20 protein-coding genes, 2 tRNA genes, 1 pseudogene and 1 riboswitch are annotated in these 25,390 nt (G+C 38.7%); of the genes and pseudogenes, 5 read left to right on the plus strand and 18 right to left on the minus strand.

Features of this window, described 5'->3' with window-relative positions:
• Window positions 1-173: 173 nt before the first annotated feature.
• From mgtA to trpS, 4 genes and pseudogenes are all read right to left on the minus strand, one after another.
• Window positions 174-2,837 (minus strand): annotated as a pseudogene (mgtA, locus tag RDN22_RS05415) (magnesium-translocating P-type ATPase).
• A gap of 81 nt (window positions 2,838-2,918) precedes the next feature.
• Window positions 2,919-3,082, minus strand: a riboswitch (M-box (ykoK) riboswitch).
• A gap of 53 nt (window positions 3,083-3,135) precedes the next feature.
• Window positions 3,136-3,720 (minus strand): TPM domain-containing protein, encoded by a 585-nt coding sequence (locus RDN22_RS05420; protein WP_308556703.1) that lies wholly within the window; start codon window positions 3,718-3,720, stop codon window positions 3,136-3,138.
• 13 nt (window positions 3,721-3,733) lie between these two features.
• Window positions 3,734-4,213, minus strand: coding sequence for a ComE operon protein 2 (locus RDN22_RS05425; protein WP_308556669.1), 480 nt, complete (start codon window positions 4,211-4,213; stop codon window positions 3,734-3,736).
• Between the two features lie 21 nt (window positions 4,214-4,234).
• Window positions 4,235-5,257: a tryptophan--tRNA ligase gene (gene trpS / locus RDN22_RS05430; RefSeq protein ID WP_308556671.1), complete on the minus strand. Its 1,023-nt coding sequence runs from the start codon at window positions 5,255-5,257 to the stop codon at window positions 4,235-4,237.
• Between the two features lie 109 nt (window positions 5,258-5,366).
• On the opposite strand from trpS, the gene RDN22_RS05435 reads away from it, so the two are divergent.
• Together RDN22_RS05435 and RDN22_RS05440 are read left to right on the plus strand one after the other, a co-directional pair.
• Complete coding sequence (locus RDN22_RS05435; RefSeq protein ID WP_308556673.1) at window positions 5,367-5,966, plus strand: SOS response-associated peptidase family protein; 600 nt, start codon at window positions 5,367-5,369, stop codon at window positions 5,964-5,966.
• A 43-nt stretch (window positions 5,967-6,009) separates the two neighbouring features.
• Window positions 6,010-6,080: transfer RNA gene (locus tag RDN22_RS05440), tRNA-Gly, on the plus strand.
• A gap of 50 nt (window positions 6,081-6,130) precedes the next feature.
• Here the strand turns inward: RDN22_RS05440 and RDN22_RS05445 are convergent.
• Together RDN22_RS05445 and greA are read right to left on the minus strand one after the other, a co-directional pair.
• On the minus strand, window positions 6,131-6,793 hold the full coding sequence (locus tag RDN22_RS05445; protein WP_308556675.1) for a CPBP family intramembrane glutamic endopeptidase: 663 nt from the start codon (window positions 6,791-6,793) through the stop codon (window positions 6,131-6,133).
• A gap of 76 nt (window positions 6,794-6,869) precedes the next feature.
• Complete coding sequence (gene greA / locus RDN22_RS05450) at window positions 6,870-7,331, minus strand: transcription elongation factor GreA (RefSeq protein ID WP_308556677.1); 462 nt, start codon at window positions 7,329-7,331, stop codon at window positions 6,870-6,872.
• 235 nt (window positions 7,332-7,566) lie between these two features.
• Here greA and RDN22_RS05455 point away from each other — a divergent pair, with 235 nt between their 5' ends.
• Window positions 7,567-7,992 carry an Hsp20/alpha crystallin family protein gene (locus RDN22_RS05455; protein ID WP_308556679.1) on the plus strand — a complete coding sequence of 142 codons (426 nt, stop codon included), beginning with the start codon at window positions 7,567-7,569 and terminating at the stop codon, window positions 7,990-7,992.
• Window positions 7,993-8,134: 142 nt separating this feature from the next.
• On the plus strand, window positions 8,135-9,451 hold the full coding sequence (locus RDN22_RS05460) for a C1 family peptidase (protein WP_308556681.1): 1,317 nt from the start codon (window positions 8,135-8,137) through the stop codon (window positions 9,449-9,451).
• Between the two features lie 67 nt (window positions 9,452-9,518).
• Here the strand turns inward: RDN22_RS05460 and frc are convergent, their stop codons facing one another.
• Together frc and oxc are read right to left on the minus strand one after the other, a co-directional pair.
• A complete protein-coding gene (frc, locus tag RDN22_RS05465; RefSeq protein ID WP_308556683.1) occupies window positions 9,519-10,862 on the minus strand; it encodes a formyl-CoA transferase in 1,344 nt (447 codons plus the stop codon).
• A 37-nt stretch (window positions 10,863-10,899) separates the two neighbouring features.
• Window positions 10,900-12,600, minus strand: coding sequence for an oxalyl-CoA decarboxylase (oxc, locus tag RDN22_RS05470; protein WP_308556685.1), 1,701 nt, complete (start codon window positions 12,598-12,600; stop codon window positions 10,900-10,902).
• Window positions 12,601-12,966: 366 nt separating this feature from the next.
• On the opposite strand from oxc, the gene RDN22_RS05475 reads away from it, so the two are divergent.
• The gene (locus RDN22_RS05475) at window positions 12,967-14,160 is read left to right on the plus strand and encodes an AEC family transporter (RefSeq protein ID WP_308556687.1); all 1,194 of its coding nucleotides are present in this window, start codon (window positions 12,967-12,969) and stop codon (window positions 14,158-14,160) included.
• Window positions 14,161-14,228: 68 nt separating this feature from the next.
• Here RDN22_RS05475 and RDN22_RS05480 read toward each other — a convergent pair whose 3' ends face one another.
• The 10 genes from RDN22_RS05480 to RDN22_RS05525 form a co-directional block, all read right to left on the minus strand.
• Window positions 14,229-15,173 carry an ATP-binding cassette domain-containing protein gene (locus tag RDN22_RS05480; RefSeq protein WP_308556689.1) on the minus strand — a complete coding sequence of 315 codons (945 nt, stop codon included), beginning with the start codon at window positions 15,171-15,173 and terminating at the stop codon, window positions 14,229-14,231.
• 20 nt (window positions 15,174-15,193) lie between these two features.
• Window positions 15,194-16,252 carry an ABC transporter ATP-binding protein gene (locus RDN22_RS05485; RefSeq protein WP_308556690.1) on the minus strand — a complete coding sequence of 353 codons (1,059 nt, stop codon included), beginning with the start codon at window positions 16,250-16,252 and terminating at the stop codon, window positions 15,194-15,196.
• Between the two features lie 15 nt (window positions 16,253-16,267).
• The gene (locus RDN22_RS05490) at window positions 16,268-17,299 is read right to left on the minus strand and encodes an ABC transporter permease (RefSeq protein ID WP_308556691.1); all 1,032 of its coding nucleotides are present in this window, start codon (window positions 17,297-17,299) and stop codon (window positions 16,268-16,270) included.
• An 8-nt stretch (window positions 17,300-17,307) separates the two neighbouring features.
• Window positions 17,308-18,237 (minus strand): oligopeptide ABC transporter permease, encoded by a 930-nt coding sequence (gene opp3b / locus RDN22_RS05495; RefSeq protein WP_308556692.1) that lies wholly within the window; start codon window positions 18,235-18,237, stop codon window positions 17,308-17,310.
• A 169-nt stretch (window positions 18,238-18,406) separates the two neighbouring features.
• A complete protein-coding gene (locus RDN22_RS05500) occupies window positions 18,407-19,549 on the minus strand; it encodes an IMP dehydrogenase (protein ID WP_308556693.1) in 1,143 nt (380 codons plus the stop codon).
• Window positions 19,550-19,709: 160 nt separating this feature from the next.
• Window positions 19,710-21,341, minus strand: coding sequence for a peptide ABC transporter substrate-binding protein (locus tag RDN22_RS05505; protein WP_308556694.1), 1,632 nt, complete (start codon window positions 21,339-21,341; stop codon window positions 19,710-19,712).
• Between the two features lie 75 nt (window positions 21,342-21,416).
• Window positions 21,417-23,045 (minus strand): peptide ABC transporter substrate-binding protein, encoded by a 1,629-nt coding sequence (locus tag RDN22_RS05510; protein ID WP_308556695.1) that lies wholly within the window; start codon window positions 23,043-23,045, stop codon window positions 21,417-21,419.
• A 168-nt stretch (window positions 23,046-23,213) separates the two neighbouring features.
• Complete coding sequence (locus RDN22_RS05515; RefSeq protein ID WP_308556696.1) at window positions 23,214-23,867, minus strand: HD domain-containing protein; 654 nt, start codon at window positions 23,865-23,867, stop codon at window positions 23,214-23,216.
• Window positions 23,867-25,180, minus strand: a complete 1,314-nt coding sequence (locus RDN22_RS05520) for a C1 family peptidase (protein ID WP_308556697.1) — start codon at window positions 25,178-25,180, stop codon at window positions 23,867-23,869. The genes RDN22_RS05515 and RDN22_RS05520 overlap by 1 nt, the downstream gene beginning before the upstream one ends.
• 70 nt (window positions 25,181-25,250) lie before the next feature.
• A tRNA-Thr gene (locus tag RDN22_RS05525) sits at window positions 25,251-25,323 on the minus strand.
• Window positions 25,324-25,390 lie beyond the last annotated feature (67 nt).

The raw sequence follows: 25,390 nt of genomic DNA on the forward strand, positions 1-25,390 counted from the left end.
CTATTCTCCATGTTTATCTTTCTAAATAGTTCCAGTTTCCATATTCTTCTATATTTATCTACGTTTTGGCTAACAGTTAACTTCCTCCTTTATTGTCTAAAATATCTACTATATATTACCATGAAATCGACATCTAAAAAGGAATTGGTTAAAACTAGCCAATTCCTTTTTCATTAAAATTTTCCATTTTTCAAATATATCTTTTTAACGATCGTGTTAAGCAGGACGTAAATTATTTCTAGTACTAAAACCACTCCCATAAAGCTAAATGGCAAATCCATCATGCCTAAGCTTGATGCAATGCTGGAAGATGGCAAAGCTGTTCCCCAGATTGCCAAACCAAATGTAACTAAAAAGACAATCGGCGTTGCATGTTGCCCAAAGAATGGGAACCTTTCATCACGCAAAACATGAATCGCCATTTCTCTAGTCCAAAGAGATTCAATAAAGATCCCTGAGTAAAACAGTGAGATAAAGACCCAATGGTGATAATTTGGTCCTACTAGATATGGGCAAATTACGTAAAACATCAAAGCCATTGCAATAAAGTCGATAATTGCAGGAATTGGGCCAAAAGCTAAAACAAACTTAGGCCATTTTTTAATTTACCATTTCTGCGGCTTTTTGACATAGCCTCTTGAAACACTGTCAAATGGGATAACTAAGCAGCTAACGCTATAAATCAAATTAAGAATAAGTAGTTGTAGTGGCAACAATGGTAAAAATGGCAAAATCAGTGAAGCTACTAGCATGGTAATTACGCTACCTAAGTTAGTCACCAGGAAGGTCTTGATATATTTCATCGTGTTTGAAAAGACCTTTCTACCATTCATGATCATTTCTTCTAGCAACTGCAAATCTTTTTGCTTAAAAATGATATCCGCAGATTCTCTAGTAATATCAACTGAATTTTCTGATGTAATCGTTACATCTGCTACTTTCATAGCAAGTGCATCTTTGTTGCCGTCGCCCATATAGCCAACAGTGTGACCATTATTTTTCAAAGCATCAATAATTTTTGTTCTTAACTCTGGTGTTAAATGAACGAAAATATCACACTTTTCAACGATCTCAGCTAACTCTTCAGGACTAGCTTTTTCTATCTGCTCACCGCCATAAACAGTATCAACGTTTAAGCCTACTTGCAAAGCGATCGCACGTGTTACTGCTTCGTTATCGCCAGTAAAAATCTTAACGTCAATATTGTCCTGCTTAAGTTCTTGCAAAGCTTCTTTAGTACTTTCTTTTGGCGGATCAAGGTAGGCTAAATATCCTACAATGGTTAAATCATTTTCGTCCTTAGCTGAAAACTCACCAACTGGTGCTGGATTTAATCTGTAACCAACTAAGAGTACACGCAAACCATCGTCGTTTAATTCATCGATTTGATTCAAGATCTTTCTGCGCCATGCATCAGTTAATTCTTCGCTTCTACCGTTAATTTCAACCTTGCTTGAAATGTTGAGCATCCCTTCAGCTGCGCCCTTTGTCACGAGCATGTGCTGGCCGTGATGCTCATCGTTATCAACCACCACAACGCTCATTCTCTTGCGCGTATAATCAAATGGAATTTCATCGATCTTGTTATAGTCACGCTGAATTTCATTAACATCGAGTTCATCGCCGGCCGCATCGATTACCGCTTTATCAATCAAATCCTTCATTCCAGTTTGGTAGTATGCATTCAAATAGGAAAATTTCAAAATCCGCGGCGTTTCTTGCATGTCTAAATCATAGTGGCGTTCAAGCACAACCTTATTTTGCGTTAAAGTACCTGTTTTATCGATACAAAAAGTATCAATTGAGCCCAAATTTTGAATAGCATTCATTTGCTTGACTACGGCGCCTTTTTTAGACATTTCTAAGGCTCCTTTAGTCAAATTGCTGTTCACAATGATTGGCAAAACTTCTGGCGTAAGACCTACAGCTGCAGCTAAAGCGAAGATCAAGCTTTCACCCCAGTCACCTTTAGTTAAGCCATTAATAATAAACAAAATTGGGATCAAGATGGCAGCTGCTACAATCAAAATTTTGGCAAGTTGCTTCATCTCACGATCAAATAAAGTAGTCTTAACTTTCTTGCGTGAGATTTCCTGTACTTTTTTACCAAAAACAGTATTATTACCAACCGCAAAAACGATTCCGCTACCTGAACCAGAAACGATTGTCGTTCCCTCATATAAAATATTGGGATAGTTTAAATAGTCCTGCATACTCGGTTTAATGGTCACGTTAGCCATCTTTTCTACCGGCTCTGAGTCACCATCCAAGTAGCTATATGAACAAAACAAGTCTTTACTCGTTAATAATTTCATATCCGCAGGAATCATGTCCCCAGCAGATAAATTAATTACGTCTCCCACGACCACTTCGTCGGTAGGCAATTCCACATTTTTGCCATCCCGGCGAATATTAGTCGTCACGGAAACTGTGTCCATCAGCTTTTCAGTTACTTTAGCAATCCTGATCTTTTGTGCAAAATTGACCACCACAGAAATGATCAACATAATAATCATCACAATCACCGTATCATCATCACTATGATTTTGTGGCACCAAGATAGAACTGGTAAATAAGGTTAAAATAGTTAACCCAATTAGAGCAAGCGTAAATGGTGTAGCGATTGATTCCCACAGCAGTCGCCACTTAGAAGCATTAGAATTAGTTCGAATCCTATTTTCGCCATACTCTTTTCTATTTTCTTCAGCCTTTTTCGTAGAAAGTCCCTCAGCACTTGCCTGAAGTCGCGCCAACGTTTCACTACGCGATTCTCGGGCTATGCGCTGAATCCTTTGAATGTCGACATTTGATCGCTTCTTATCAGCTGCTTTTAACATTCTTTGCCCCTCTCATTCGATGACAAGCAAAACAAAAAAGCCACCTACTGTTTCTGTAGGTGACTTTTGCCAAGCAAGGCTTTGTCATACTCGTCGTTCAGTTTTAACACTACGTGACGTAAGCACATGCTAGCTATCTGGATCTCGCCTTAAGTCGACGACACCTATTTAACCCGTTGGCATCTCTGGATGTTTCTGGGCGATAGCGTGTGTTCACGTAGGAGTCTCACCTAACAGTTTTTTTGCTAATTATATCCACAAGAAAGTTTAAGGACTTACGATGAATAAGTCAAGCGACCTAATTGCGGAAAGTGTTATTATTACGGCCGAATCTCTTTAATACATAGACGATTGCGATAATTAAAAATGCTAAAGCTAAGGCAATCGGAAGTGCTATTCTATGCGGATGAGAAATTTTATTTTGTTCACTGGTCGATAAATCATATTTGTCTAGCGCATATTGATATTGTTGGTCAACTTTGGTGGCACATGCTCTAAACACAAAGCGCAGTCCCTCGTTAAATTTTGCATTATTGCGGCTGCGTAATTTATCTACTTCAGCTCTGATAATGTTAGCACGGGCATCCGCAGTGAACGCACCATGCAAATCTTTAGTAGAAAAGATTTGCACATTACGCTTCTTGCCTTTTTGCCCAACAACGATAAAGACCGACCGTTTAGAATGATTTAACGCCTTTGGAGTTAATCTATATAGCCTTTTAACTGTGATAACCGAAATCTGCGGCTGTTCTTTAGTTTGAAAATAGCGATTATTCTTTTCAGTAATTAAAGTCTTAGTCTCTTTATTCAGAATATGCGCACCATCTTCAATATTAGGTTGAACGAATCCGGTCGTCGTCAAAAAGACCAATAATAAACCGATTAAACTAACTAAACTAATTTTCGTCTTCTTCAAGTTTATGGGCCAAGCTTTCCACGTATTTTCGATCGATTTTAATTTGTTCATATGGTACCCCGCAATCATGAAGCAGCTGCATTGCTAGTGGATTATCACGATAATCAAAATAATAATTAATTTTCTTAATGCCTGCTTGAAGTAAAGCCTTGCAGCAGTTGTAACAAGGAAAGTGAGTCACATAAATTTCAGTGTTTTCAGTAGAAACACCAAACTTAGCACATTGAATAATCGCATTCATCTCTGAGTGAATCGTTCTTACGCAGTGTCCATCAACCATTTGGTGGCCAACATCATCGCAATGTGGCTGCCCTGAAACTGAACCATTATAACCTGTACCAATAATTCTATGATCTTTGACTAGTACACTGCCCACTAATGCTCTATTACAAGTAGAACGCTGAGCAATTACTAGTGCCTGCATCATAAAATACTGTTTCCATGGAATTCGATCATGCATGACTTTATCCTCACTATTTAATTATCTATTCTTAAAGTAGTTCAAACCAATGGCATCACGAACTTGCTCTAGAGTTTCATTAGCTACCTTATTAGCCTTATTTGAACCTTCCAAAAGCATTTCGTAAACTGCATCTTCATCTTGAGCGAATTTTTCACGGCGTTCACGAATAGGTGCAAGTTCTGCTTCAAGGACTTTATTTAAGTAACGCTTAATCTTAACGTCACCTAAGCCACCTTTTTGGTATTCTGCCTTAAGTTCTGCTACCTTATCTTTATCTGGATCAAATACATCAAGGTAAGTAAAGACAGTGTTGCCTTCAATCTTACCTGGATCTTCTACGTGAATGTGGTTTGGATCAGTGTACATTGACATAACTTTCTTTTGTACAGTCTTTGCATCATCTGATAAGTAAATCGCATTGCCAAGAGACTTGGACATCTTTGCATTACCGTCAAGACCTGGAAGACGACCTTGGCCCTTTGGTGGGAAGTAACCCTTAGGTTCAACCAAAATGTCAGTGTTGTAAACTCTATTGAATGTTCTAACGATTTCACGAGTTTGTTCAAGCATTGGTTCTTGGTCGTCCCCTACAGGAATTACAGTTGCCTTAAAGGCAGTAATATCTGCAGCTTGTGAAACTGGGTAGTTCAAGAAACCTACAGGAATAGAATCTTTGAAGTCTTTTTGCTTAATTTCTGTTTTAACAGTTGGGTTTCTTTCAAGACGAGCAACAGTTACTAAATCCATGTAGTAAGCAGTAAGTTCAAACAAAGCAGGAATTTGTGATTGAACATAAATAGTAGACTTTTCAGGATCAAGACCAACAGCTAAGTAGTCTAAAGCTACTTGAATCAAGCTGTTGCGGATCTTTTCTGGATTACGAGCATTATCAGTTAAAGCTTGCGTATCAGCGATCATAATATAAGGATCATATTTACCAGAATTTTGCAACTTTACTCTATTTTTCAAAGAACCGATGTAGTGACCGATGTGAAGTTTACCGGTTGGACGGTCACCTGTTAATAAAATTTCTTTTGCCATAGTTTTATCCTTCTTAATTTTTTATTTTCCTTATTATTTGTTTAATCAACTAATTTTAACAAAAATTAAGCTATGATTAAACTGTCACTACTGTGAAAGGATGATCCACATGTGTAATCAATTTTGCGTACCTAAATTAGCTAAAATCAAACAGTACTTAAATGAAGATTTACAATTGCCATTAGTTAAACCAGAAATAGCAGACTATGATGAAAAGGATATTTTTCCAAATCAAGAAGCGCCGGTTTTGCTTTATCAAAATAATAATTTGCAATTAGTAAACAAAAATTGGGGCTACCCTAGTCCAGTTGATGCAAATAAGCCAATGTTTAACGCCAGAATTGAACGCTTTTATGAACAAAGACCTTCAATGTGGGATGAATCTTTTGCCAAACAACGCTGCATCATCTTAACTGACGAATTTTTTGAATATTCAAAAAAGACCTATCAGGCAAACGGCAAAAAATACCATGAGCGCTATAGCTTTAAAACAAACAATCCAATTACGATGATTGCTGGCATTTATGATCAAAACAATTTTGCCATGGTCACAACTAATCCTAATTCAGCTATGGCACCTATTCATAATCGCATGCCATTAGTCATTGAACCTAGCGAACTACGCCGCTGGCTTTTTCAAAACTTCACTAGCTTGATTGATCGCCAAAACATTTCACTATCTGTCCAAAAACAGCCACATAGAAAATAAAATTGTTTTATTAGTTAAAAGCATGATAAAATAAATGAGTATTGCGGGTATAGTTAAATGGTAGAACGACAGCTTCCCAAGCTGTAGATGCGGGTTCGATTCACGCTATCCGCTTTTTTTATACAAAAAAACAGGGATGAAATTTTCATCCCTGCTTTTCTTTTTTAAACCATAATTACAGTTAAAACGCCGCTTAATATCGCCAGATACATCGGCATAAAAATAGTCTGTGAATATAAGTAGCTCCATGCAAAGAGCATGCCGTAAATTGCTTCAATGATGAAGTCTGCAAGTGAACTTTGATAATTTAATACGCTGAAAATCAATCCAGAAACGATAATTCCTACAACTGCAACTTGAACGCTATCTTTACGAAAAGCATAGTTAAATAAAAAGCCAGTTGCTAAGAATTCTTGCAGAATCGGTAAGACAATCCCTTGCACCACGATCAAGAACCAGAACATCCCTGTCGATTGATTCTTTAAATAAATCGTTTGGAAATCATAAAGGTTTATTTTGCCATACGCCTGCAAATATGAAATCGAAATTCGAGTTGCAGTAATCACCAGCGTTAATAAAACCACCGCTGAGAAATTCCCTAGCCACGGCAATTTAAAGTCACGGGCAAAAAAGCGACTTTCGCGATTAAACCAATATATATAAAATAGCAAAATCATTGCAGCAGTAACAGCGAATAAAATCAAATCCCAAACATGCAACGGTGATTTTCTAGTAACAAGTTTCACTACTGCAAAGACCATCACATAACCGATCAGATACACTGCATAGCGAATGACATTGCCCTCTCTTGATTCTGGCGTATTCAAAACCTTCACTCCTAATCTGGATTGTATCCTACAAATCCAATATTATACCAAAAAAATACAGTTAATTGAATATGGACTACTTCACTTCAACTACAGTTACCTTATATTCTCCTGCTGGAGCCTCAACTGTAGAAGTAGTTCCCGCTGTTTTTTTCATAATTGCTTGCCCTAATGGTGAATCAAAAGATATTTTTCCGTCAGCAAGATCGGCTTCCATTCGACCCACAATTTTATATTCTTCAGTTTCATCATCGTCATCAAACTTTAAGACGACAGTTTTACCTAAATCCACTTTGCCGTCATCCTTAGTTTCAATAATTTCCGCATATTTTAGTTGCTTGCCTAAATAGCGCAAACGGCTTTGCAAGTGACCTAAATCACGCTTAGCTTCAGTATATTCCGTATTTTCTGACAAATCGCCTAGAGCACGCGCTGCCTGCAAAATTTTAATTCTGCGTGGACGATCCTTTTTTAAACGCGCAATTTCATCTTCGATTTGTTTATAGCCTTCCGGCGTCATTTTTTGAAAATATACCATAATACTGTTCTCCTTTATTCATTAATTATACAAAAGTTATCCACAAGTGTTAATCATTGATTTGATCAACTTTTCAGTTAAAAATTAGCACTATATGCTTTTGAGTGCTAAATAGTTTAACTTTAATCAGAAACGACTACAATAATCAGTGTAAGGAAAAAGAGATCAGATAAACAAAAACGATCCTTACAAAATTTAAATTAAGACAACAAAAATGAAAGGAAGTTTTTATATTATGGCAAACGATATGATGAATCGTCGCAGTGATATGATGGATGCAATGAACGACTGGTTTGGTTTTCCAAGAAACTTCTTTGATGACAATGAAATTGAAAACATCATGCAATCAGATGTTGCAGAAACCGATAAAGATTATGTAGTTAAGATTGATATGCCTGGTATGAACAAAGACGACATTAAGCTTAACTATAGAGATGGTGTTTTAAGCGTTGCTGGTACTAGACAAGCCTTCAAAGACACCAGCGACAAGGACAGAAACATTATCCACAAAGAAAGAAGCGAAGGCAGCATTTCAAGAAGCTACAGATTACCAAATGTAGTTGCAAGTGACATTCATGCAAAGTATGATAATGGTGTATTGACCATCACTTTGCCAAAGCAAACTGCTGGCGATGATGGCAATTCTATCCAAATTGATTAATTTATTAGATTATGCAAGAAATCTAATAAGTTGACGGAAATAATTCTCTAAAGCGAGTTCATGATTGAACCCGCTTTTATTTTGGCTTAAAATAGAGATAATTTAAGAAAAAATTAAAAATGAAAAAGGAGATTTTTTTAATATGGCTCATGAATTAACTGTACAAGAGCTAGAAAAGTTTTCTGCAGATTTTAACAAAAATCCAGAAAACAAGGTTATTGCTCGTGCTGCACAACGTAGTGGTGTGCTTGAAGCTTCTTACAACGACCGCGTACAAAGCGAATTAACTCGCGTTTTCTCAACTGAATTAGATACTGATAACGTAACTAACCAAAAGCACTCAGGACGCTGCTGGGAATTCTCAACCTTAAATGTTTTGCGTCATGCATTTGGCAAGAAATACAAGGCTAAGAACTTCACTTTCTCACAAGCTTACAATTTCTTCTGGGACAAGATTGAACGTGCTAACATGTTCTACAACAGAATTTTAGCTAGTGCTGACATGCCACTTGATTCTCGTCAAGTTAAGACTGACTTAGACTTTGCTGGTGCAGACGGTGGTCAATTCCAAATGGCAGCTGCTTTAGTTGAAAAATACGGTGTTGTTCCTTCATACGCAATGCCTGAAACTTTCAACACTAATGACACTACCGGTTTTGCTACTGCACTTGGCGACAAGCTTAAGAAGGACGCATTAGTTTTGCGTAAACTTAAGCAATATGGCAAAGACGACGAAATCGAAAAGACTCGTGAAAAATTCTTAAGTGAAGTTTACCAAATGACTGCTATTGCCGTAGGTGAACCACCTAAGAAGTTCGATCTTGAATATCGCGATGATGACAAGAAGTACCACTTGGATAAAGACTTAACTCCACTTGAATTCTTGCACAAGTACTTAGGTGACGTTGACTTTGATGACTACGTTGTTTTAACTAACGCACCTGACCACGAATACAACAAGTTATACGGTCTTCCAGCAGAGGACAACATTGAAGGTTCAATCAGAATTAAGTTCTTGAACGTACCAATGGAATACTTGACTTCAGCTGCTATTACCCAATTGAAGGACGGCGAAGCTGTATGGTTTGGTAACGATGTTCTTCGTCAAATGGACCGCAAGACTGGCTATCTTGACACCAACCTTTACAAGTTAAACGACTTATTCGGTGTTGATCTTAAGATGTCAAAGGCTGACAGATTAAGAACTGGTGTCGGCGTAGTTTCACACGCTATGACTTTAGTTGGTGTTGACGAAGATAACGGTGAAATTCGTCAATGGAAAGTTGAAAACTCATGGGGCGACAAGTCAGGCTCAAAGGGTTACTTCGTAATGAACAATGAATGGTTCAACGACTACGTATATGAAGTTGTTGTTCACAAGAAGTACTTAACTGAAAAGCAAAGAGAATTAGCTGAAGGCCCAATTATTGACTTACCAGCATGGGATTCATTAGCTTAAAAAATTAATGACAAAAAATAACCTTCAAGGATTAAAACCTTGAAGGTTATTTCTTTTGGCTTATTTATTACTTGTCTTCGCCTTTGATAACTTGAACACGTGGGTTCTTAGGAGTAGCTTCTTTAGAAATTACGCCCTTCTTTACCAAATCATCGATTTGATCTGGGTCATAACCAAGTGCTGACAAGATTTCCTTGTTGTTTTCACCTAAGTCTGGTGCACGCTTGTAGTCTGGCTTGTAGTTAGACAAAGTGAATGGTAAACCAATGGTCTTGAACTTACCACGGTTGCCGCCTTGGTCGATAGTTACGATAGTACCATCTTCGTTTAAGTCAGGATCGTTTTCAAGTTCGTGCCAATCAAGAACTGGACCAACAGGAATACCAGCTTGACCAAGAGTCTTGGTTAATTCGTATTTGTCGTAGTTCTTAGTGTAGCTTTCAATACACTTGTAAAGATCTTCCTTGTTTAATTGACGGTGTTGCCAATCTTGGAAGCGTGGGTCGGTAATCCATTCTGGGTGACCCATAGTGTTTGAAATAGCTTCCCATGACTTGTTGCTGTTTTGAACAACGATGTAAACATAAGCGTTAGGATCAGTTTCCCAGCCCTTAGCCTTGTAAGTCCAACCGATAACTTGACCACCTTCAGTGTTCTCAGCACGAGGAATAGCCTTGCCCCAGTTGTACTTAGGATATACTGCGTAGTGAGGAAGTGCGCCAAGGTTATCAAGCATAATTTGGTCACGAAGCTTGATACGGCAAAGGTTAAGAACAGCGTCTTGCATTGATTGGTAAACGAAAGTACCTTCACCAGTACGTTCACGTTGCATTAAGGCAGCTAAAATACCGATTGCAAGGTGCATACCTGAGTTGGAGTCACCTAAAGCAGCAGCTGATTGAGTTGGAACATTGTACTTACCATCGTTCCAACCAGTTGCGGAAGCTGCACCACCAGCAGCTTGGGCTACAGGTTCAAAGGCCTTAACATTAGCAAAACGTGAGCCTTCGTTGAAGCCTTTAAGTGAAGCCATAATCAATCTTGGATTAAGCTTGTGAACAGTGTCCCAGCCGTAACCTGCTCTATCAGCAGCACCTGGACGAACGTTTTCTACAAAGACATCGGCCTTCTTCAAAAGGTCGTACATAATCTTTTTACCTTCTGGAGCCTTGATGTTAAGAGTTAATGACTTCTTATTAGCGTTTAATTGTAAGTAGTAAAGGCTCCATGAATCTTGAATATCAAGAAGTTCATTTCTAGTTGGGTCACCAGTGTTAGTACGTTCAATCTTGATAACTTCAGCACCAAGCCAAGCTAACAATTGAGTACATGATGGGCCTGATTGTACTTGAGTCCAGTCAACAATTTTAATACCTTTTAATGGAGCGTAATCTTCATTTGTTTCAGCCATTTTAATTTCTCCTATTAGTTAATATTAATTTGTTCTTTTACTTGTTCTTTGCAGGGTCTAAGTCAAGAGTTGGGTTTAAGTTGCCGATGTGACCAGATTCCTTACCCATTGAAACTGGGATTTGAGCATCAATAATAGTAGGTTCCTTTGAAGCATAAGCTTCGTCCAAAGCCTTCTTCATTTCAGTGTAGTTGTTTACACGGTAGCTCTTACCGCCAAATGCGTCTGCAATTTCAGCATATTTTGCACTGTGGCTAAGAACAGTAGGACCAAGTTGGTCTTTAACTGGGTTTCTGTCACCGTTGTAAATACCACCGTTGTTGATAACAACAATAGTAATTGGTAAGTGGTAACGGCAAATAGTTTCAACTTCCATACCGTCAAAACCAAATCCACTATCACCTTCGATGGCGATAACTGGCTTGCCAGTTTCAACTGCGGCAGCAATACCGTAGCCTAAGGCAACACCCATAACGCCCCATGAACCAGTATCAAGACGGTGACGAGGAAGGTTCATACCTACTAAGTTACGACCATCATCCAAAGCGTTGGCACCTTCACTTACGATGTAAGTATCTGGGTGTTCTTGTAAGATTTCGTTGATTGGAGTGATTGCACCGAAGTAGCCAAGAGTATCTGACTTGTGTGAAGCTTCAATGATCTTAGCAAATTTAGCGTTGTTCTTGTCGCTATCTGCCTTAATCATGTCTAACCAGTCTTGAGAAGCCTTAACGCCAGCCTTTTCAACGGCAGGAACTAATTTTTCTAAGACAGACTTAATGTCACCTTGAAGTGGAGCATCAATCTTGCGGTTAGAGTCAAATTCAGTTGCATCAATATCAATTTGGATAAACTTGGTGTCTGGTTTAAATAATGGAGCTTCACCGTTTGAAAGCATCCAGTTTAATCTAGCACCAACAAGCATAATAACGTCAGCGTTACCTAAAGTTAATGAACGAGCTGAAGCTGCAGTATGAGGTGAGTCATCTGGAACAACACCCTTAGCCATTGACATTGGTAAGAATGGAATATTAGTTTTATCAACTAATTCACGAAGTTCATTTTCACTACGAGCATAAGCAGCACCTTTACCAATAATAATTGCTGGATGTTTAGCATTCTTAAGTAATGAAACTGCACGATCAATTGCGGCATCTGATGGGTATTGAGCCAAAGCTGGTTCAACTGGTTCAAAGATGTTTGCTTCTTCTTTAGTAGCAGTATCAGAGATAGTTGCTGCAGGAAGGTCAAGGTAAACACCACCAGGACGACCACTAACAGCAGTTCTAACTGCACGTGCAACAGCTAATCCCATGTCTTGTGCACGATCAACACGATATGCTGCCTTACAGAAAGGCTTTGCAAGGTTATATTGGTCAATACCTTCGTAGTCTCCACGTCCCATGTCGATAATATGACGACTTGATGAACCAGAGATCATAATTAATGGGAATGAGTTTTCAGTAGCTTGAGCTAAAGCTGTTAAACCATTCAAGAATCCAGGTGCAGAAACAGTTAAAGCAACACCAGGCTTACCAGTAATAAAACCAGCACCAGCTGCGGCATCAACTGCGGCATCTTCACGTCTAAATCCATAAAACTTCATCCCTTTGATTTCAGCTAAACGAGCGAAATCAGTAACAGGAATACCTACAATACCATACATATTGTTCAAGCCATTTGCTTGAAGAGCGTCGATTAATAAGTCAGCGCCACTATACTTTGCATTGTCAGCCATATCTAACTTACTTCTTTCTTTTACACAATAACCACTAGAAATAATCTCTTATGTATAACATAAGTTATACATGTACATTATTTTCATGATTAGTGTACGCTTATATTTCTGTTTTTCAATCGTATTCTTTAAAAATATAGTCATTTTTTCAAAAAATATAATATTTTTTATAAAATCATAAATTTTTAGTTAGCGAAAAGCCTTAATTTGATTGAATTTTGACGATTTTCCTCTTTTTTCACTAAAAAAAGTGATTGAAATATTTATTTTTAGTTCTAGAATGAGTGCGTATAGGTATATATGTATTGCTATACATGCATATGTATAAGAATTCTTTAATAAACGGAATTCCGCAGGGAGGGAAAAATGAAGACTATATTGATCAATGACATCGTTCCAATCCTTGTCATCATGATTTTAGGTTATATCTGCGGCAAAGTTAGCTTCTTTGATAATGATCAAAGACAGGGACTTAACAAATTAGTTCTGAACATTGCTTTACCTGCAGCATTGTTTATTTCAATTGTTAAAGCAACACGTAGCATGTTTGCTAAAGATATTGTTTTAACTTTAATTTCAATTGTCGGTGTAACTGGATTGTTCATCTTAAGTTACTACTTAGACAAATTAATGTTTCACCGTACAACTCAAGAGGCTGCTATCTGTGCTTTAATCGCAGGTTCACCAACAATCGGTTTCTTAGGCTTTGCTGTGCTAGATCCAATTTATGGTAATAGTGCCAGCACTAACCTAGTTATTGGTATTGTTTCTATTGTGGTTAATGCCATCACTATTCCAATTGGTTTGGCTTTAATCAATAAAGGTCAAGCTGAAGTTAAAGCTAAAGTTAACTCTGATGATATTAAAAAATTGCAAAAGCACCGTGCAAACGATGTCAAACAAGGTCAATATGTAATCAGTCAAGAACACCTTGATCACTTAAACAAACTGCCTGACATCCCAGTTACTGATGCCGAAGCTAAGGCATTAGGTGAAAAAGGTCTTAAGCGTGAAGTCGACTTAGTTGAAGCCGAACTTAAAGACCACGCCGGAACAAGCAAACAAGAAAGTGCTGATAAGAACTCAATGTGGACTTCAATTGTGAACGCAGTTAAGCAACCAGTTGCCGCAGCTCCATTGATCGCTGTAATTTTGGTACTTCTTGGTCTTCACGTTCCCGCTTCTTGGGCTCCATCATTTGACTTAATTGCTAAAGCAAACTCCGGTGTTGCCGTTTTAGCTGCTGGTCTTGCCCTTTCAACTGTTAAGTTCTCAATTGATAAAGAAGCTCTTTGGAACACATTCTATCGTCTGTTCTTAACTCCAGCCATTATTGTTCTTGCAGCATACTTATGTGGCATGGGTTCTGATCCAACCAAGATTTCACTACTTTGTATGGCAACCGCTTTGCCACCTGCATTTTCTGGAATTATTATTTCCAGTCGTTACAACATCTACGTTAAAGAAGGTGCCAGTTCAGTTGCTATTTCAACAATTGGCTTTGCAGTCAGCTGCATCTTCTGGATTTGGTTCTTACCTATCTTGGCACACATTCTTTAATTAGTTAGATACGCAAAAAAGCATTAGCTTATCGCTAATGCTTTTTTTAGTGTTTGCATAGATTTATTTTATTCTTCGTAGCTAGCTGCTACTTCTTCATAATGTTTAACTTCATCATCGCTGCAGCGAACGAAGTGACCTGGACGGATTTCGTGCATTGTGCGCTTTTTGCCGTCCATTTCTTCCTTTTGAGCATCGTATGGAATTCTGGTGCGGCTACGTTCAATTTCTGGGTCAGGAATTGGAACAGCTGAAATCAAACTCTTAGTATAATCGTGAAGAGGACGATCATAAACATCATCAGCTGGACCTACTTCAAGTAATTTACCGTAGTGCATAACACCAATACGGTCAGAAATAAATTTAACCATTGATAGGTCGTGGGCAATGAACAAGTAAGTCAAGCCACGCTTCTTTTGTAGTTCAATCATCAAGTTAACAACTTGAGCTTGAATAGAAACGTCCAAAGCTGAAATAGGTTCGTCAGCTACGATGAATTTAGGTTCAACGGCTAATGCACGTGCAATACCAATTCTTTGACGCTGACCACCTGAGAATTCGTGTGGGAAACGGCTGGCATGACTTTCATTCAAGCCAACAGTTTCAAGTAGTTCTTCAACACGCTTAGTTCTTTCTGCCTTGTCCTTAACCAAGTGGTGGATATCAAGACCTTCAGCGATAATATCTTCAACTGTCATTCTTGGGTTAAGTGAAGCATATGGATCCTGGAAAATCATTTGGGCATCCCTAGTGAAAGCCAACTTGTCTTTACGAGACTTCAAGTTTTCTACATTTTTGCCTTCAAACAGGATTTCACCACTAGTTGGCTTGTACAATTGCAAGATTGAACGGCCAGTAGTAGTCTTACCAGAACCAGATTCACCTACCAAACCAAAAGTTTCGCCTTCATAAATATCAAAACTTACATCATCAACAGCTTTGGTGACATTACGGCCATTTTTAAAGTATTGTTTTAGATGTTTTACTTCCAAAATTTTCTTTTTTTCTGGCATAAAATTCTCCTTTGCTGTGATTATTTAACTCCTGGTAATTTATCTTCTTTTTTCATTAAATCGTATTTCTTCCAGCGTCTTTGAATTTCTGCTGGTGGCTCAACCTTTGGTGCACCTGGTGCAAGTAGCCAAGTTGCGGCATAGTGTGAGTCAGTAACTTTGAAGAATGGCGGCTTGCGTTCAACGTCAATCTTCATTGCATATTTATTTCTTGGTGCAAATGGATCACCCTTAGGTGGATCAAGCAAGTTAGGTGGCGTACCTGGAATAGATTCCAAAGTATCACTGTTCAAAGTTGGCATTGAGTTGATTAAGCCCCAAGTGTATGGGTGTTGTGGATCGTAGAAAATTTCGTCCACGCCACCAAATTCAAGGAATTCTCCTGCGTACATTACGGCAACACGATCAGCCATGCCAGCTACCACACCCAAGTCGTGAGTAATGAAGATGATTGAAGTCTTTACTCTCTTTTGTAAATCCTTCATCAAATCCAAAATTTCAGCTTGAACAGTTACGTCAAGCGCAGTAGTTGGTTCGTCGGCAAGTAAGATTTCAGGTTCACAGATCAAAGCAATCGCAATTACGATTCTTTGTCTCATACCACCTGAGAATTGGTGTGGATATTCATTAATACGTTCTTCAGCGTTAGGAATACCAACGGCCTTCATCATTTCAAGTGCTTTAGCCCAAGCTTCTTTCTTAGAAGCGCCTTTGTGCTTGATTAAAGGTTCAGCAATTTGTTGGCCAATCTTCATCGTAGGGTCAAGTGAAGTCATTGGATCCTGGAAAATCATTGAAATCTCATTACCACGGATCTTTTGCATTTCTTTTTCAGGTAAATCCAATAAGTTCTTACCATGGAAATTAATCTCGCCGCCTTCGATCTTGGCGTTACGAGCAAGAAGTCCAATGATACTACGAGTAGTAACAGACTTACCTGAACCTGACTCACCTACGATTGCTAAGGTTTCACCCTTATTCAAGTGAAAGGATACATTGCGGATAGCTTTAACCTCACCAGCATAAGTGTGAAAATCAATTTTTAAATTTTTAACATCTAAAACTCTTTCTTCTGGCATTTAGGTTAATCCTTTCTATCTTTGTCCTCTTGGGTCAAAGGCATCACGTAAACCATCACCTAATAAGTTAAAGGCAATCATCAAGACACACAAAACAATTGCTGGGTACCACATTTGGTATGGCAAGAATTGGAAGTTCTTTTGACCTTCGTTTAAAAGCACACCAAGTGAAGTTTCTGGAGCGGAAATACCGATACCGATGAAACTCAAGAATGCTTCGAAGAAGATAGCAGTTGGGATAGTGTACATTGTTTGAATGATAATGATACTTGAAAGGTTAGGAACTAAGTGCTTCCAAGCGATCTTCCAAGATGATTCACCAAGTGAACGCGCTGCTAAAACATATTCTTCGTTCTTCAAACTCAACGTCTCAGCTCTGACTTGCCGAGCCATTGTTGTCCAACTAGAAATGGCAATAGCCAAAATAATTGAAGTAATACCTGGTTTCAAAACAACCAGCATCAAAACAACGATAATCAAGTTAGGTACGGAGGAGATAATTTCGATAATCCGCTGCATCACGTTATCGACTCCCCCGCCTTTCCATCCGGACACTATTCCGTACGCGACCCCAATGGTTAAGTCAAAGAATGCGGCAACTAAGGCAACAATCAATGAAATCTTAGTACCATAAATAATTCTTTGACCAAGTGAACGACCTAAGTAGTCAGTACCTGCAATAAAGTACTTGTCTTTTGGCACATTGTTTTGGGCATATGCATCAACCCATTTGCCGTTTTGCTTAATCTTACCGTTTAAACCATTAATGGCACTCATGCCAGGAACTTTGGCAGGTAAGTTAGCGTATTGCGGATGTGATTTAACCAAAGTAGATTTATTGATGAATGGCGTTGAACCAAAGGAAACGACAATCATGACAATAACAATAATTGCTGAAATTACTGCTGCTTTTCTTTGCTTAAAACGAATCCAGACGTTTTGACCAAATGATAATGATGGACCAGCAATATTTTCGTTATCTTGCGCCTCATCTTTTGGTAAAGGTTCAAAGGCATCTGCAGGAAGGTTTAATTTTTCTTCAGCCATATTGTCTTCTAAGCCTCGCTTTCATCTAATCTAATTCTTGGATCAATCAATCCGTAAATGATATCAGTTATCAACAGAATGATTACAAGTCCGATACAGTAAACCATCGTGATACCCATGATTGTTGGGTAGTCGTTAGTTAAAATTGACTTAACGAATTGTTCACCGATGCCTGGGATGTTAAAGATATTTTCAATAACCATTGAACCAGTCATCAAAGCTACTGCATAAGGACCAATTAAAGTAACAAGTGGAATCATTGAGTTACGCATTGCGTGTTTTCTAATAACTTCCATTCGGCTCAAACCTTTAGCCTTACCTAACTCAATGTAGTCACTACTTAGCGTATCAACCATGCTGGTTCTAATAAACCGGGCGGTTTCGGCGAACGGTCCGACCGCCAAAGCAATTGTTGGCATGATTGTTTGAGAGAACTGTCCCCAACCGGCAAGTGGGAAAAGTCCCAGCTTTAAACCGATGTAGTATTGAAGCAGTACCGCTAAAACGAAGTTAGGTACTGATTTACCAATGATGGAAATTACAGTTGCAGTTGAGTCAACCCAAGTACCTTGATTTACGGCAGCGATAGCACCAACAATGACGCCAAGCACAACACCAAGAATCAAAGCTTGAAGACCAAGTTGCATTGAAGCTCCTAAACGTGAGCCAATCAATGTTGCAACAGGTTGATTACTGTATTGGAATGATGTTCCGAAATCTCCGTGAACCATTCCACCAATATAAATCAAATATTGTTGCCAAACTGGTTTATTCAAACCATATTGTTCATCCATAATGTGTCGCTGCGTTAGCGTCATCTTCGCTTCGTTAGCATAAGGTGAACCAGGCATAAGCTTCATTAAGAAGAAGGTTACCGTGGCTACGATAAACAAAGTGAGGATCATGTAAAAAATACGTTTCAATAGGTATCTAGCCATATTAATTGCTCCCTCATTTTCCTTTTTGTTTTTACTTAATTTTTAATGTTGTTTTAATTATACCAAATGATTTTTAAAATACCAGTGAAAAGTAAATAAAAATTAAAAAAATAAGAGAGAAAACTAAATTTCTCTCTTATTTTTCACTTTTTAAATATTTAAATTATTTTTACTTGTAATTTGGAGCTTCTTTAGTCATTTGTACATCGTGTGGGTGTGATTCACGAAGACCTGCATTAGTAATTTGTACAAATTGTGCCTTATCAATTAATTGTTGAATGTTAGCTGCACCGCAGTAACCCATACCTGAACGAAGACCACCATCGATTTGGAAGACAACATCAGAAACGTCGCCCTTGTATTCAACACGAGCTTCGATACCTTCTGGAACAAGCTTGTTAGCTTCGTTAACGCCGCCTTGGAAGTAACGGTCACTTGAACCGTGTGCTTGAGCCATAGCACCAACAGAACCCATACCACGGTAACGCTTGTATTTTCTGCCGTTATCTTCAAAGATTTCACCAGGTGCTTCAGTAGTACCAGATAACATACTACCAAGCATTACTGCATTACCACCAGCAGCTAAAGCCTTAACTACATCACCTGAATACTTGATACCACCATCGGCAATAATTGGCTTACCGTATTCACGAGCAGCAGTTGCAGAATCATAAATAGCAGTAATTTGTGGTACACCAACACCAGCAACGATTCTAGTAGTACAAATTGAACCAGGTCCAATACCTACTTTAACTACGTCAACGCCGGCATCAAACAATGCACGAGTTGCATCCCCAGTTGCCACATTACCGGCAATTAAAGTTTGCTTTGGAAAATGTTCACGGATTTCCTTAATCTTGCGAAGTACACCTGCTGAGTGACCGTGTGCAGTATCGATTACGATTGCATCAGCACCAGCTTCAAGAAGTGCTTCTGCTCTTTCAAAAGTATCGCTAGTTACACCAACTGCTGCAGCAACCAACAATCTATTTTGATCATCAACGGCAGCCTTAGTTGCACCACTTGGTACAACTACGCTCTTTACGTTAGCAACTTCTCCTGCTTGAGCTTGAATTGACATGTTCTTGTGAACAACACCCAAACCACCTTGGAGAGCCATCGCAATTGCCATTGCTCCTTCAGTAACAGTATCCATACCTGCACTGATTAATGGAATATTCAATTTAATATTATCAGCCAGTTTAGTACTCAAATCTACTTCGTTTGGCAAAACATGGCTTTCTGCTGGAATCAATAAAACATCATCAAAAGTTAAACCTTTTTTGGCAAATTTTGTATCCCAATTAGACATCTGAGCTCTCCTTTTCTCATTCAAAAAAATTTATTAGCTATACTTTACTAGCTGAAACAGCATTTTTCAAGGAGAAAAATGAAAAAGCAGACTGAATTTTTTCAGCCTGCTTTTAACTTAAGAGAGGAGTATTTTTTGTTATGGTTATTAGTTATTAAAATTAGTTTTCAACGTATGCTTCTTTGAAGTTGTAAGGAGCACCCGCACCGTTGTAGACAACGTTCTTAACGCTTGGACGAACCATCCATGCTTCTTCTGGGTGGTACAAAGGAGTAACACCTTGCTTATCGATGATTCTTTGTTCAGCCTTAACCAAGTCGTTCCAACGAGTAGTTTCACTAGGAGTTACCTTAGATTCTGCGATAAGTTTGTCGTAAGTAGAATCTGTGTAGTGTTCCCAGTTTTGTGAGTTCTTTGAAGTGTTCAAGTCTAAGAATGAAATTGGATCTGAGAAGTCTGCGGTCCAGCCCATCAAGAAGACGTCGTAGTTGCCATTTCCTGCGTGATCTAGAGCAGTTTTCTTAGGGATACTTTGAACTCTGACGTTAACGCCCTTCAAAGCTGATTCAATTGAACTTTGCAAGAATTCGCCGCCCTTCTTTGAAGCGTCATCGTCGTAAGTTAAAACAGAGAAGCTTACGCTAGACTTGCCAAGTTCTTTTTGAGCTTTCTTCCAGTATGCTTGAGCTTGCTTCTTGTTGTAAGTGTTAAATTGCTTAGTAGCAGTACCTCTGACAAGGTCAGTGTAGTCTTGGCCTTTAACCTTAGTCATGTTTTCAGGAGAAAGCGTGTCGGCAGGTTCTGCGGCCCCACCAACTGAGCTAGCCAATTCTTTTCTATCGATTGATAAAGAAAGGGCCTTTCTAAAGTTTTCGTTGTTAAATGGTGCCTTCTTTTGATTCATTTCTAGGTAAATAGTTGAAGAAGTCTTCCTTAAGGTGTAGCCTTTTTGGTTCTTCAACTCTTTAGAAGCTTGAGGTCCAAGCAAGGCTGCATCAAGCTTGCCTGATTGGTAAAGGTTGTAGTCTGTAGATGGCGTCTTTTGAACACTGTAGTTAATCGTATCAAGCTTAACGTTCTTCTTGTCCCAGTAGTTCTTGTTCTTAACAAGTTTCCAAGAAAGGTTTGAACCAGTCCAGCCCTTTTGTACGAATGGACCATTGTAGACAGTAGTCTTAGATGAAGTACCGTAGCTCTTGCCGTATTGTTCTACTGCATTTTGGTTTTGTGGGAAGAATAGTGGGAATCCCATCAAAAGCTTGAAGTATGGAATACGCTTGTCCAAAGTTACAGTAACCTTGTATTTGCCATCAGCCTTGATACCCAAAGTATTTGGCTTCTTTTTACCAGCTACGATATCATCTGCGTTTTTAATACCAGAGAACAGGTATGAATATTGTGAACCAGTACTTGGAGTAACAGTTCTACGCCAAGAATATACGAAGTCTTTTGCAGTAACGGGATCACCGTTTGACCACTTATCATCTTTACGTAAAGTGAATGTCCAGGTCTTACCATCTTTACTTGTAGTAGTCTTAGTGGCTAAGGCTGGTTCAACTTTTGAATTCTTGCCCAGGCGATAGAAACCTTCCATTGTGTTGTTCAATTGGGTAAAACTAGTCGCATCAGTAACTTTAGATACGTCCATACCTTCAATTTCTGTTTTATCCATCCAGTTTAAAGTCTTTTTGCTGCCGCCAGCTGATGAATTGCTATTGTTGCCACAGGCTGCAAGTGCAGCTCCGGCTAAAGTCACAACACCGGCCGCCATTATTTTTTTCAATCTTCGCATAATAATTCCTCCAAAGATGCAAAAAAAGAGTAACTATATTAGCTACTCTTTTTTTCTTGTTAATGTGCTATGAAACTAGTTGCCTGATACGTAAGCGCTCTTGAAGTTGTAGTTCAAACCAGCACCGTTGTAGACGATACCCTTGATGTCTGGACGTACAAGCCATGCTTCAGTCTTGTAGTAAAGAGGTGCGATACCTTCTTCGTTAAGCAAGATCTTTTCAGCCTTTTCAAGATCGTTCCAACGCTTAGTAGTGCTTGCAGTAGTCTTAGAATCTTCAATCAACTTGTCGTATTGAGCGTTGCTCCACTTACCGTTGTTGTTAGCGTTCTTGCTAGTGAACAAGTCAACGTATGAGATTGGGTCTGCGAAGTCTGCTGACCAACCTGATACTACTAAGTCGAAGTTACCATTAGTTGAACGGTTCAAACGAGTCTTAAATGGTACGTTTGCAACAGATACCTTCATGCCCTTCAAGTTTTCTTCTAATTGACTTTGAAGAGTTTCAGTAGTCTTTTGGCCTTGGTCAGTATCGTCTGAAAGGATTGAGAATGAAACATTCTTTACGCCCAATTCCTTCAAAGCCTTCTTGTAAAGCTTCTTAGCTTCAGTTGGGTTGTATGAAGCACTTTCCTTATCGCCAACTACTGTTGACCAATCCTTACCATCGCGAGTTACAACACCCTTTGAAGTTAAACTGTCAGCTGGAGTGTTAGCACCACCTAAAGCGTTAGACAAAGCCTTTCTGTTGATTGACATTGAGATAGCTTTACGTAAGTTTTCGTTTTGGAACTTCTTTTGCTTTTGGTTAAATTGGATGTAGAACGTTGAAGCTGTGTCACGCAATGTGTAGCCTGCATTGTGTTTCAAGTTCTTAGTTTGTTGTGCATCCAATACAGTTGCATCAAGCTTGTTTGATTGGTACAAGTTGTATGCAGTTGAAGGAGTCTTTTGAACACTGTAGTTAATAGTGTCAAGCTTGACGTTCTTCTTGTCCCAGTAGTTCTTGTTCTTAACTAACTTCCATGAAAGGTTTGAACCAGTCCAGCCCTTTTGTACGAATGGACCGTTGAAAGCAGTGGTCTTGGATGAAGTACCATATTTAGAACCATTTGCTTCAACAACCTTTTGGTTTTGTGGGAAGAATAGTGGGAATCCCATCAAAAGCTTAAAGTATGGAATACGCTTGTCCAAGGTAACAACTAACTTGTTATCACCGACAGCCTTAATACCTAAGCTGTTAACTGGAGCTTTACCAGCTGAAATTTGGGTTGCATTATGAATTCCTTCAAATAAGTAGGCATATTGTGAAGCGGTTTTAGGGTTAACAGTTCTACGCCAAGAATATACGAAGTCCTTAGCAGTTAACTTATCGCCGTTTGACCATTTTGAAGGACGTAAAGTAAATGTCCAGGTCTTACCATCTTTAGAAACCTTAGTACTAGTTGCCAAAGCATTTTCAACCTTGGAGTTCTTACCTAAACGGTAAAGACCTTCTTCAACATTACCTAATTGGTTAAAACTAGTAACGTCGGTAGCCTTAGAAATATCCATGGTTGGAATTTCAGCTGAATCCATCCAGTTAATGCTCTTCTTAGAGCTGCCAGATGAACTGCTGCTTGATGAATTGCTACCACACGCTGCTAGAGTGGCGCCAGCGATAAGCACTGTTGCACCTGCAGCAAATAATTTTGTAAACTTCATATTATTGCCCCTCTCATTTATGAGAAATTTAATAAGTTTCTTAAGTTGTTTATAAGTATATATAAACTTTATTATTTTTGCAAGCTTTTTTTAATTTTATTTTTAATAAAGAAAATAAAAAATAAGCTTTAGCTTACTGCGCCAAAGCTTACAAAATATTAAATTATTTTAGACATTCCACTCATTCATGAACTCTTCTATGAAATTCTTCATATAATCGGTGCGCCGAATAGCCTCTTTTTTAGCGGCAGAAGTGTTCATTAAATCAGTTAAATGAAAAAGTTTCTCATAAAAGTGGTTAATCGTAGTTTCGACATGACCACGATATTGATCATGACTAACTAGCTTCACAGGCTTAATCTCAGGATCATAGATCTTGTTGCCGTGCTTGCCGCCATAAGTAAAAGCGCGGGCGATGCCAATAGCACCTAAACTTTCTAAGCGGTCTGCATCTTGAACGTATTTACCCGTCAGTGGCAAATTATAGTGATGCTCGATATTAGCTGAAAAAGACATGTGCTGGATAGTAAACAAAATATCCCACACTTCTAAATCATTAAAACCAACTTGTGGCAATAATTTTTTAATCTCTTCAACCACCTTATCTGGATCATCACAGATCTTTTCATCAATTGTGTCGTGCAAATAACCACCAGTTTTAATAATTGCTACTACACGGCTATCGCTATGTGCATCAGGATGATCTTCCAGATACATTTTGCTAGCCAGATTAGCTACGCGTTGGCCATGGTAAAAGTCATGGCCGGTCTTTTCATCTTTTAAATGTTCTTTAGTAAATTGAATGACTTGATCGATATTCATTATGCCATTGAATCCCAAGCTTCTACTGGGGTAGCTTCGCCTTCCCAGATCTTAACCAATTTTTCTGGTACGTATTGCTTTTTAACAACAACCTTAAAGAGGTATTCATTAAACCAGTCGTCGTCCATTACGAAGTAGCCCTTTTCACCGACTTTAGTGCCCCAAGAGTTTTCGATCTTCCATTGACGAGGCTTGCCGTCAACTACGTCTACTCCAACCATAGTCATAGCGTGAGTTGAACCAGAGGCACCAGTTTGGAGACGTTCCTTCTTGTTTAACTTAGTTTCAATATCAAAAATGGTATCGGTTTGGTAGAGGCCTTTTGACAAAATACCCTTTTGACGGTCGCTTTCTTTACCTACATCACAACCAAACCAAATAGTTTCGCCGGCTTCAAGTTGCTTAATGGCAGCTTCTTTTAAGTTATCAATTTCAGTATTCAAAAATTGAACTGGAGTGCCGCCTTCCACATTGTCTTCAAATGGCAATGCGTAGAGTTTATCAAATTCATGATCTGGTGCGTTGAACAAAACAATGTAGTCATCAAGATCATCAGTAAAGTAATTGTGGAAGAAATCAAGTGGAGTTAAGTCGCCGTCAAAATGATATTTGCCATCGTCGTCCTTAAATTCAAGGTCAAACTTTTGTACTGGTTCACCAAAGGCAATGACAGCCATGCGGTAGACTTCACTTAAAAATTCTTGACGCTTAGCTTCAATTTCATCAGTCTTGTTTTCTTGAGCAAGCTTACGCAAAACAAGGCCATCTTCACGCAACTTCATGTTTAATGCAGTGTTAAAAGCAGCGGTATTGTTAGCAGTAAAGCTTTCTTCTTGAGCATAAGTTGGTACTAAACCATATTTTCTAATCAAAGAAACAGCCATTGCCCATTGACCACCATCTGTGTCAGGTCCTTGCATGTAAGTGTGAACGGTACGATCATCAAGAGGACGGTCTGCAGTGTTTAAGATATTATCAAAGAAAATATTTGCGCGCTCTACTCTGTCCCAGAAGAAGAGATAGTTTTGTGAAAAGGTAAAGTTCTTAGCCTTGTATTGTTTTGCAAAGCCATGACGAAGAGTGTTCAATGCCGCAAACAACCAGCAACGACCTGATTGCTTTTGGTCAGTTACATTGTCAGTTGGAATTTCAATTGAAAAAGTGCGGTTTAATTTTCTAACGCCTTCGCTGTTAAAACTGGCCTTTTGTACGCCGTTATTAACAACTGCAAGTTCTGCTACGCGATTTTGTGGTTTTTCATCATATTCTTGTTGGAATTTGGCAATCTCTGCCATTGTAAGCTCGTGTTTCATTGATTTTCCTTTCTCGTTTAAAAATCATTCACCAATTGTCATCATTTTAGCATTATTTTGCATAAAAAAAAGCCGCTTCCCAGGTTTGAACTGGGAACCTCCTCCTTACCACGGCGGTGCTCTACCTATTGAGCTAAAGCGGCGTCTTTATTGTAACAGATATAAAGTTGCAATAAATTAAATTGGTCGTAAATTACAATATTAAGTTGG

The organism is uncultured Lactobacillus sp., from assembly GCF_902491705.1.
Classification (GTDB): domain Bacteria; phylum Bacillota; class Bacilli; order Lactobacillales; family Lactobacillaceae; genus Lactobacillus.

Bases quoted from the DNA above. Each gene is read 5' to 3' on its own strand.
- RDN22_RS05425 (WP_308556669.1), bottom strand. From the start codon at position 4,213: ATGCATGATCGAATTCCATGGAAACAGTATTTTATGATGCAGGCACTA.
- trpS (WP_308556671.1), bottom strand. From the start codon at position 5,257: ATGGCAAAAGAAATTTTATTAACAGGTGACCGTCCAACCGGTAAACTT.
- RDN22_RS05435 (WP_308556673.1), top strand. From the start codon at position 5,367: ATGTGTAATCAATTTTGCGTACCTAAATTAGCTAAAATCAAACAGTAC.
- greA (WP_308556677.1), bottom strand. From the start codon at position 7,331: ATGGTATATTTTCAAAAAATGACGCCGGAAGGCTATAAACAAATCGAA.
- RDN22_RS05455 (WP_308556679.1), top strand. From the start codon at position 7,567: ATGGCAAACGATATGATGAATCGTCGCAGTGATATGATGGATGCAATG.
- RDN22_RS05460 (WP_308556681.1), top strand. From the start codon at position 8,135: ATGGCTCATGAATTAACTGTACAAGAGCTAGAAAAGTTTTCTGCAGAT.
- frc (WP_308556683.1), bottom strand. From the start codon at position 10,862: ATGGCTGAAACAAATGAAGATTACGCTCCATTAAAAGGTATTAAAATT.
- oxc (WP_308556685.1), bottom strand. From the start codon at position 12,600: ATGGCTGACAATGCAAAGTATAGTGGCGCTGACTTATTAATCGACGCT.
- RDN22_RS05475 (WP_308556687.1), top strand. From the start codon at position 12,967: ATGAAGACTATATTGATCAATGACATCGTTCCAATCCTTGTCATCATG.
- RDN22_RS05480 (WP_308556689.1), bottom strand. From the start codon at position 15,173: ATGCCAGAAAAAAAGAAAATTTTGGAAGTAAAACATCTAAAACAATAC.
- RDN22_RS05485 (WP_308556690.1), bottom strand. From the start codon at position 16,252: ATGCCAGAAGAAAGAGTTTTAGATGTTAAAAATTTAAAAATTGATTTT.
- RDN22_RS05490 (WP_308556691.1), bottom strand. From the start codon at position 17,299: ATGGCTGAAGAAAAATTAAACCTTCCTGCAGATGCCTTTGAACCTTTA.
- opp3b (WP_308556692.1), bottom strand. From the start codon at position 18,237: ATGGCTAGATACCTATTGAAACGTATTTTTTACATGATCCTCACTTTG.
- RDN22_RS05500 (WP_308556693.1), bottom strand. From the start codon at position 19,549: ATGTCTAATTGGGATACAAAATTTGCCAAAAAAGGTTTAACTTTTGAT.
- RDN22_RS05505 (WP_308556694.1), bottom strand. From the start codon at position 21,341: ATGCGAAGATTGAAAAAAATAATGGCGGCCGGTGTTGTGACTTTAGCC.
- RDN22_RS05510 (WP_308556695.1), bottom strand. From the start codon at position 23,045: ATGAAGTTTACAAAATTATTTGCTGCAGGTGCAACAGTGCTTATCGCT.
- RDN22_RS05515 (WP_308556696.1), bottom strand. From the start codon at position 23,867: ATGAATATCGATCAAGTCATTCAATTTACTAAAGAACATTTAAAAGAT.
- RDN22_RS05520 (WP_308556697.1), bottom strand. From the start codon at position 25,180: ATGAAACACGAGCTTACAATGGCAGAGATTGCCAAATTCCAACAAGAA.